This window comes from Fulvivirga kasyanovii (assembly GCF_009711405.1).
Classification (GTDB): Bacteria; Bacteroidota; Bacteroidia; order Cytophagales; family Cyclobacteriaceae; genus Fulvivirga; species Fulvivirga kasyanovii.
This window is the reverse complement of the sequence record NZ_SMLW01000379.1, coordinates 1-7,853: the sequence shown is the minus strand read 5'-3', so window position 1 is coordinate 7,853 and position 7,853 is coordinate 1. Positions and strand designations below refer to the sequence as shown.

Annotated in this window: 4 protein-coding genes; all 4 read right to left on the bottom strand. The window is 44.0% G+C overall.

Features of this window, described 5'->3' with window-relative positions:
• Positions 1–299: 299 nt before the first annotated feature.
• Positions 300–2,255 carry a lanthionine synthetase LanC family protein gene (locus tag E1163_RS04500; protein ID WP_155169940.1) on the bottom strand — a complete coding sequence of 652 codons (1,956 nt, stop codon included), beginning with the start codon at positions 2,253–2,255 and terminating at the stop codon, positions 300–302.
• Positions 2,248–3,282 carry a thiopeptide-type bacteriocin biosynthesis protein gene (locus E1163_RS04495; protein ID WP_155169938.1) on the bottom strand — a complete coding sequence of 345 codons (1,035 nt, stop codon included), beginning with the start codon at positions 3,280–3,282 and terminating at the stop codon, positions 2,248–2,250. The genes E1163_RS04500 and E1163_RS04495 overlap by 8 nt, the downstream gene beginning before the upstream one ends.
• 12 nt (positions 3,283–3,294) lie before the next feature.
• The gene (locus E1163_RS04490) at positions 3,295–6,297 is read right to left on the bottom strand and encodes a lantibiotic dehydratase (RefSeq protein ID WP_155169936.1); all 3,003 of its coding nucleotides are present in this window, start codon (positions 6,295–6,297) and stop codon (positions 3,295–3,297) included.
• A gap of 224 nt (positions 6,298–6,521) precedes the next feature.
• On the bottom strand, positions 6,522–7,853 hold a 1,332-nt coding region (locus tag E1163_RS04485; RefSeq protein WP_221417932.1), incomplete at its 5' end, for a putative HlyD family type I secretion protein.

The window sequence follows — 7,853 nt, the reverse complement described above, 5'->3', positions numbered from 1 at the left end:
GGGGACAGATCATGGAGGGCTAGTTTTGGGCTAAGCTAAAAACCTGTGGAGCAATGGGGCAGAAAATAAAACAATATGAAGCTTGCCGCCGAAAATCAGTAAACCTCACCTGTTATTATTGTATACCAGTTTGCAACTGCTTTTGCCGATTGCTCTTAACAACTGTAGTTTGTATCTCCCCAGAAATTCCACCTGATCATTAAGTCAGCTTTACCAAACTTTTGGAAGTTTAGTAAAGCTGCTATTTAATGCTGACAGCTTTAAAATTGCGTCAATGCACTCTACTGGCAACTGTGTATTTACTGATGCACCACCTCAGATTTGGCGGTAAACAATATCCCTTGTTGCAAGGCCTCCGTGATCTGGTATATAGTCACTTCTTTCACCTGATCTATTTCAGCCTGCTCTGTAACTTCAAACTCATCTACCATTTCGGAGATCACCTGCTTAACGCTCTTCGGGTCTTCAAATTTGGAGATGACCGTATAGGCAAAATCATTCAAGGGAAACTCGAGCAGGTATTCAGGGGTTGGGATGAATATGGCATAATCCTCATCATCACTACTGTTTTTGGCCACCTCCTCCGGTAGTTCAAGTAGTACATGCTCTTCCGGCAACATGAGTTCTGCATTGATCAAGTCTGTCCCTGCTTTTAAACAAGCCTGGTTTTTCTCTATCTCTACTATCCTCCTGATCCTGTTGTAAGAGTGGCTTTCTATGGTGCTGTCCAGCTCTTCTTTTTTTAGCTCATACTCCCACACCTGCCGGGTGGCGTTATCATTCGTAGCAGCAACTGCCTTGTCCAGCGCTTCCTTCAAACTCAACATAAATGAGCCACCCTGAGAACCTGATAGCGCTTTCAGGTCTATATTCTGCCCTACCTTTTTGTATGTTAATGGATAGAGACTGGTAGCAAGCTCAGCAAACAGTTCCTCCTGCCCTATAGCGAGCAGGCCTTTTGTGGTTCCGCTGTACACCTTGTTCAGGTCAGGCTTTAGCAACGTGGCTTTCTCCTGCACTTTGTCTGACAATAACAGGTAAAAATAACCGATACCGCTATCACCCATAAACAGGCTAATGTCATTTATAGGGCCTGCAAATGAATAACCGGAAAGGTATTTTTCATTTTTCTCTTTATAGGCCAAAGCACGGTCCCCGGCCTGTATGGCCAGGTCTCTGTATTTTTTATCGTCCCGAATGCGACTGGCTTCCAGGAAAAGGATGGCATTGCCTCCTACGCCATGGCAAAGAATACATGAAGCCACGGACAAGCCGGTATCGAGGGTCGCACTGATGGTTTTTTCTATGGCCTTATCAAGGTCTTGCCTGTATTGCTCATTTTTCAATACTTCACAGGCACGCACCCTTGACAACCCAATGCCGGGCGCGCCATGACACCAGGCAGACATATCGCCGGGAAGTGTAAAGTAATCTTTCTTCCCATTTAAATACTTGTCCCTGTTTTCACCAAGAGTTTTTTCATTGTAAAAGCCTCTTCTGAAATCCGGCCAATTGCTAAATGGCTCATGGTAGAAGTGGTTTTCATAGGCAAAGGCATTCTCTGCAATCCAGTAGAAGCTGTCGTTGCCAAAGTACCTCCCCAGCTCGAGGAAAACATAGCCTATCCCCGCGGCTCCATGCGAGAAACCGCAAAGCCCCCTGATGTTGGTACCGGATCTGTCCCAATAAAAGCCATGCGGGGTTATATTGATCCTTTGTATCAGGTGCCTGGTATATTTTTCAATGTTCTTTAGTATGCCTTCATCACCGGTAGCGGCATGAAGATGCAGAAGACCTAGCAGTGCACCAGAACTTCCGTTGATCAGATCATCAATTTTACGATCCATGGATAGAAAAGCTTCGCATCCCTCTGCTATTTTCAGGGCTTTTGCCTTGTAGGCATCATCTTTAAAGAAGTCGGCGAGTACCAGCATCAGGTAAGCCACACCCATTCTTCCGGTATAAAAAGCATAATAATCCGTCTTATTGGCGGCGCAATAGTTTTCCAGCCACCTGGCTCCCTCCACAACTGCATCCAGGTACCTGTCGTCATTAGTGCGTTTGTAGAGTTCTAAAAAATAGTAAACAATGCCCGCTGAACCGGAATAAAGGCTTTCCGAGATCTCCCACGTAATCTCCTGTTCTCCTGTAGAAGACATGGTTTTCCAGGTATATCCGTCCGCTGTTTTCTCTACACGTTGAAGTATTTCATCGCCAATGCGGATTGCCTCCTCCAAATATTTGTTTTTATCCATTGCTTACTGAATTTCTTAATACTTTAATACTTTCCCTTACAAGGTAGGCCAGGTAGCCTTCATCACGATTCATGATCCCCATCCTGTTGTTGATCATGTGTATGTAGCTGTCATAGATAGCCCATAATTGCTGGTCTGCCTCAGGCACTCCTGCGTTGTCCTTCATAGGGTACCACTTGGGCACTACCAGCTTGCCTGCATTCTGAAGCTCCCGCAGGTCAGCCTTTACTTTGTTCATATCGATGAGCCACTGATTGAGCCACTCCTGGTCAAAGCTCTGTCCCTCTTCAAAGGCTTCCCATACGGTCTGAAAAAATGGAATGAGACTATCTTTATGGCCTTCAAAGTTGCTCTCGAAAGCTTTCATGGTTTCCTGTTTTCTTCGTTCAAGCTCTTCTTTTGAGATGTCTTTCTCAAAAAAGTAGTAGGCTCTGGGCAGCCAGTTTTCAAATACCTCAGAGAAGAACTTAGAAGCCTGGTGCTGATCCATGCCCACACCATAGGCAAAGCCAAGGTGCAGTTGTATAGCCGCCCCAAGCGCACGGTTATAATCCCACGAGTCCAGCCCATCTTCTATTATGGCCAGGGTCGCATTTGATGATGCCTGAAATTGCCGCTCGGAAACCAACAATGCGTGTTCCCCTCCGTAACGATCCGTTTCAGGGTCATATTCAATAAATTGTACTGAATTATTCGGATACCACTGCTGCTCTTCGGATGCATCTTTCAGCCATTCAGGATCCTGCCTTTCAGAAGGTTTATTTTTGAAATAACGATCGAAATGGTTCATGATCAGCGGCTTTACCTTGTCATCAAGTACTGCTGCATCTCCTTTAAATCTTAACCTGATATGCGGCCCTTTCTCCCAATACCTGATGAAAAAGTATTGATCGGCCAGTTTTTCATCCATTACCTGATCAATCAGAGGCTTTACTCCCTGTATAAGAAACTCTTCCCACGGCTCGGCATAATAGAGAAAAGCGGCCAGCCATGTTTTATCCGATTCCGGGTTATTCTTGTGCGACATTATAATTTCTTTTTATTTATTATACCATTGAACTACAAACTCCGAAACAAAGCGGGAGTCATCAACTTTCAGCATCTGCTTCGAGTTAGGGAGCATTTCCACGATTTTCATGCTTGAAGGCACCCTGTCGATTAGCTTCTCCAGTAAGTTGACCAAAAGTGGATTTGTAAAGTCAATATATTGTGGCTTATAATCATCCCTTGTCAGCTTTTTCATAGCTTCCTCATCCATATTGGCGTCACCCCACCGGTTTGTGTTTACAAATACAAATACCTCATCCGGGATTTTGTTACCCTTTCTCCAGGTATTTACATTCTTAAAGTACTGCCAGTCGCTGTCATTGGGGTGCCTCTGCGGCAACAGGGCTTTAGGAGCGAACCATGATTTTCGCTGTAATACCAGCATGTCTTTATATATGATGCGTGGCAAAATCTTTATCTCTATGCTTTCAGGCTTTTTCTCCTGATTCTTTTCTTCCTTAGGTTCATCGGGGGTATTAATCTGGTTAACCGCATTGACCAGTGGCTGCGTAAAAAGGTACTCCGCTTTGGTAAATTTTTCCAGCAATTGAAAAAGCTGCGATCTGCCTCCATGCCCCTGAAAGCCAAGATCAAAAACATACGCTTTCTTTCCGGTAGTAGCATGAATCAGATTCAGTTCACCTGCCTCTGCATCATATACCACTCTAAAATCGGTAATCGGAATTTGCTTATCGGCAGGAAGGGAATTATGGCCACCAGGCATCCAAATCTCATAAGGCATAAGTGTTGGGTGCAGGTTAGCGTTGAAATAGGAAGCATCGCAGTCCTCTATGAAAATAGACTCTTCATCGCTCTGCTCCACGTTCCAGTTTTTGATCTCTGCGGTTATATCATCATCAAAAATGTGAAGAAAGCGGCTGACCATCTTGCCATAGCCGGGGAACGTACTGTTTAAGGCGGCTTTTAACTTGCCCTCGTCATAATAAAACTGTAAAAATGATCCATAGGAGTTAACTTCACTATCTGTATGGTTATAGCCTACGGCTTCATTGGTGAGCTTCACCGGGTCAAGATCAACATTAATTTCATCTTCATTCCACTGAACGGCCGCTTTAAACTGTTTTTTAGCTTCGGCCTTCCACTTCATCAGCTTTTCCTGCTTCTCCTTCTGTCCGGGTAGCTCAAACTCATTGGCTGTATCCTTCTCCTTTTCCCGGGTTATTTCCGGGGAAGCATCCTGTCCGTTGCCTTCTTCATTTTTATTTTCCGCTTCTTTGGCCTGTTTTTGTTTTTCGCGTGCTTCTTTCTTCCTTTTTTCCTCAAGTTCCTTTTCAGGCTTTTTAAATTCCCTGAAATAGTCCTCGTAAAATGTAAGCAGGTCTACCTCCTCATTTTGGCCATACTTCTTTAGGAAATATCCACGCATCTTCTCTTTTTCGTCCTCATTCCCCTTGAATAACCTCATTTGGTTTAGCAGGTCATTGAGGTGGGAAATCAGTGTGCTTATATCTTCTTCTCCCAGCAAAGCATCCACCTCGCGGGTGGTGTCTTCATAAAACATCTGCTCAGGCTTGATGGCAAAGTAAGTTGAAGTTTCATGTTTGAAGGTTACTTCTTCTTTTTCTTCCTCTTTCTTTTCACCCTCTTCGGCTGCCTTTTCCCCCTCGGCTTCCTTCCTTTTCTCCTCTTCCTCCTTTTTCTTTCTGGCTTCTTCTATGAGTTCCTTTTCGGTCTTTCTTTCATCAGCAGGCAAACCTGCTTCCTCATGGATCTTCATGTAGATCTCACGGAATGCATCATAGGCCTGCTGCAATAGCTCATGCCGCTCCTGTACACTACTTTCAGCATACTTGCCTCCAAGCTGCCTGATATTCCTTAGGGCCTCCACTAGCTCGGCAATATGCTTTACACCCTCCTTCACCTGGCCCTCCAAAACCGGCACCAGCTTAACATCCCAATCCGGATCTACGCCTGAAACGCCAACATTATACTCCAGCAGGCCAAACTCAACCAACTGTTTAACATAGCTCTCTACCTCTTCCGCTGAGGCATCAATGTCGTTTTGTAGGCTTTCAATCAAATCAATAAACCTTATGCCTTCGGTATACTCCTGTACCACCCCGGCAATATGCTCCACCACAGGGTTATAAGGTATTCTTTGAAAGGACTCTATGTTGTTATGGTTTGTCAGGTATAAGAAATGATCGCCACGGTTTTGATACGTAGGGTTGCAGCGCAGAGGGAATAAGATGTAGGACGGCCTGTAGTTTTTAAGCAGGTCCATCAGGTATTTCAGCAAGTAGTTGTTGAGCCTGATGTGCCCTTTCACCTGCCGGTCGTTTACCGAGCTGATCTGAATGCCACTTTGTCCCTCTTTTATAGTTCCTATCGACAGGTTAGTAAATGTGCTGAACGGGGAGGTTTTAGCATACATACGCGTCAGGTACTGCAACAGGCTTTGCTCTACCTGATGCTCTTTCTTCCTGAATTTATCTACCGGCCTCTTCTGAAAGGAATCTACCCGGTTGAGCAGGGTCCGGCTCGATAAGATCAGGCCTTTTTTAAAGTTACCGGAGTCAATCAACTTTTTTAACTGCTCTCTGCCCCCGTTCAATTCTTTAGTATAAACTGCCTCGCCTGCCTGTACTTTATCTTTTAAATCTTTGAGCAGGGAAACATAGTCCTGAAGCTCTTCCTTCAACGGCGATGGTAGTACTTCAATGGCCTTATTCAGTTTACTATTCTTTAACTTCCGTTCGTTGAATATATCTCTTCTCAGGTTTTGAACTATATTTTGTACTTCCTGATCATCGTTATTACTTATAAACTCAAATAAGTTATCACAAAGGGTTTCTTTCCTTTCTGTTTGTTTCTTTTTGAGCGCATAAACTTCATCTACTATTTCATTGGATGCCGGAAAACCAAGCCTGGCCCATTCTTCAAACGAGTCGCCCCCTACCCGGATCAGGGCGTATGGAAATAGCTGCATAGTTTTTTTATGCTTAGTGGTGTAGGTTGTTAATGTGTTACCCATAAGGTGCAATTTTAGTGGTTTTAATCCTTCAAAATCCTAATGGTTTTCAGTGATATTGAACTTTAGCATGAACGAAAAATATTCTATTTTCCTCATGTATCTATGTCTAAAGTTATGAACAATGACGCTTATCCTATAGATTTATTTGGTTTTTATATAAAAAAACAAAGCAGGCTAAAATAACCTGCTCTACGCTCTTTATCACCTCCGGAAGACCAGACTTCCTAGTTGACCCGGTCAATAATATTCCTTAATTGATTAAACACCCTCTCTATCAACCGCTTATCTTTTGTAATGATCTCAGCAGTCCCCTGCATCTCCTGTTTAAAATCGAGTTGTTTGTTATAGGTACTGTTCAGTCCTCCGGGCAGGCTTATCCTGATGCTGTAGAGATTGTCCCTGGGCACGAGTGATATCGACTCTACTTTACCGATCACCATTCCGTATTCATTGGAAGGATAGTTATTGAGCATGATGTTCACTTTCTGCCCTACTTCCACCTTGCCCGACCCTTGCACAGGCATGGCTACATTGCCTATCACATCTTCCGACTCCGGCACTACTGTCATCACCTCTTCCCCGGCCTGTACATATTGGTTGTCACTCCAGAATTTGGAAAATGCCACCTTGCCTTCAACCGGGGTGATCAGCAGGTAATTTTGCTTCCAGGCCATCAGGTCACTTTCCAGCCTTTCAAGGGTCTCCACCATAGTCGTAAACATCTGATCAGTCTCCTGCTCTTCTTTAAGCGTAAGTTCATTGATCTGTCCTTGTAGTTGGGCTATCTGAATGCTGTTCTGTATGATGGATGATTCTATATTCTCTTTATTCCTCTGGTTTTGCAGATAGCTGGCTTTGGAGCGGTTCATTACCGGCTTGGTGCCCGCTCCCTGTTTATACAGCAGGGAATCATCCTGATAGATAGTCCTTGAAATTTTTATTTCTTCATCTACCAGGGATAGCTGATCATTAAGTCCCTTATTCAGTGCCCTGTAATATTCTACCCGTTTACTTAACTCTTTCCTTTGATTATGATAAAATGAGATAGCTATATAACGCTTTGCATCTTCTACAATAGAGCTGAAAGATGAATATGTACTTTGTAACGTTCCCAGATTTAACGACTGATCCAGCTTGATAGCCTCAATATCAATAGGCCTTTTATAGATCAGCTCTCTTATATTTTCCAGTTGCTTATCCAGCTTTAGTACATCCTCCGTTGACGCGGGGTTTTCAATTACACCTAGCAGTGCATCTTCCCCTACGCGTTGTTTATCCTCAACCAGCAGGCTGATCCTGCCATTGGCCCTGGCCACAAGATGCACAGGCGGCGTTTGGGTGGTAAGCACAACCTGCGCAGCTACAGTATCAGGGTATTTGATAAACCAACTGGCCGCGATCAATATGAGAATGACCATAAATACCAGCGTAATACCCCACCGGATCAACCAATGAGGCACATGGCTCAATATCTCCTGCACTTCTTCGCTTCTAAGCTGTATTTGTTCTTCTGCGTTGGGCATAGCTCTTTTTATGGGGTACCAAAATACATATTG

What these genes read in the sequence shown, in the direction of transcription:
- E1163_RS04490 (WP_155169936.1), bottom strand. Translation starts at nt 6,297, where the DNA reads ATGGGTAACACATTAACAACCTACACCACTAAGCATAAAAAAACTATG.
- E1163_RS04500 (WP_155169940.1), bottom strand. Translation starts at nt 2,255, where the DNA reads ATGGATAAAAACAAATATTTGGAGGAGGCAATCCGCATTGGCGATGAA.
- E1163_RS04495 (WP_155169938.1), bottom strand. Translation starts at nt 3,282, where the DNA reads ATGTCGCACAAGAATAACCCGGAATCGGATAAAACATGGCTGGCCGCT.